The organism is Parablautia muri, assembly GCF_009917485.1.
GTDB lineage: Bacteria > Bacillota > Clostridia > Lachnospirales > Lachnospiraceae > Suilimivivens > Suilimivivens muri.
Window position 1 is genome coordinate 1 of sequence record NZ_QZDT01000173.1, and the last position, 1,228, is coordinate 1,228.

Below are 1,228 nucleotides of genomic sequence, written 5' to 3' on the forward strand. Positions count from 1 at the left end.
ACCGCCCATTTTTCCCCGGCGACGGCGGCGCGTATGGTTTCATATTCCGGCATTTTCTGGTTTTCCATGCTCAACGCTCCTCGTCTGTATTTGATAGCCTTATCATAGCACAGCGGCGGGGATTTTGCTATCCTTATCCGCGCTCTGTTTCCTTTTCCCGTTCCGGCTGCCTGTCTGCCTGTAAAATGCTGTCAATGTTCTGCTTGATAATGTCATATTCCCGGACTTTCTTTTTTAGCTTCCCATAATCGGCGTAAAGGGCTTCTTTCTGCGCTTGGAGGGCTTCATACTCCGATTGCAGCGCGGCGAGGTTCGGGAGCTTTGCAATGCCCGCCGCTTTCAGCGACCTTGCGGCGGCTTCATGTAGGATAATCGCCTGTTCCTGTCCGGCGCGGTATTTCTCCCTGTTCCTTGCCTTGCGGTATGCGTCATAGACGGGCTTTGTCTTTTGGTAGGTGGAAACATTCTTGATAAGCACCGCCATGTCCGCAAGCCGCTTTTCCGCGTTCTTCAATGCGTCTGCCGCCTGTCCGCTTTCCGCTGCCATTTCCTCAATCCGGCTAACTAAATCGGCGTACTGTTCAATCTTATGCTCCGTCAAAAAATTCATGGTTTTAGCTGCCTGTTTCAGATTATGGATTTTCGCCCACTGTTCATAGCCTTTGCTCTGCGCCGCCTTGATACTGTTCTCAATGTCGATAAGCAGCGACACGCCGCGCTGTTCTCTGGGGGCTTTCGCCGCTTTTGTCCGTCTGCCCGCTATCCGTTCCCTTATAGCTTCCTCTGTATAGTCTGCGCCGAGGGTTTTAAGGCGGGTGAAGCGTTCCTGTCCGGGGGCGCGGCATGATACATATTTCCCCGGCTTTATCTCATAGCCCGCCGCCTGTAACCGCGTTAGCAATTCCTCAAAACTGGAAACTTGGGGGATAAGCGCGTCAACGGCGGTTTTCAGCTTGCCTTTCCAACTTGTACCCGTCTTTTCTGCCTGGTACTCCGCATAGCTCTTTCCCTTGCTGCCCTTGCCGGGGACGACGACGGACAAGCCATTCTCCCGGCACAGCTTGTCGCTCATGTTCCGTATGCCGTAATAGCTCCTTTTGTTGGAATTGTATTTATGGTGGTCTACAAAATTCACCGCGCAAAAAATGATATGGTTATGGACGTGTCCTTTGTCAATGTGCGTCGTGAGTACATATTCATGCTGCCCCTTTGTTACCGCGTCGGCAAG

1 protein-coding gene is annotated in these 1,228 nt (G+C 52.2%); it reads right to left on the reverse strand.

Features of this window, described 5'->3' with window-relative positions; genetic code table 11:
* Positions 1–133: 133 nt before the first annotated feature.
* The coding region (locus D5281_RS25015; protein ID WP_160562547.1) for a relaxase/mobilization nuclease domain-containing protein at positions 134–1,228 on the reverse strand (1,095 nt) is incomplete at its 5' end.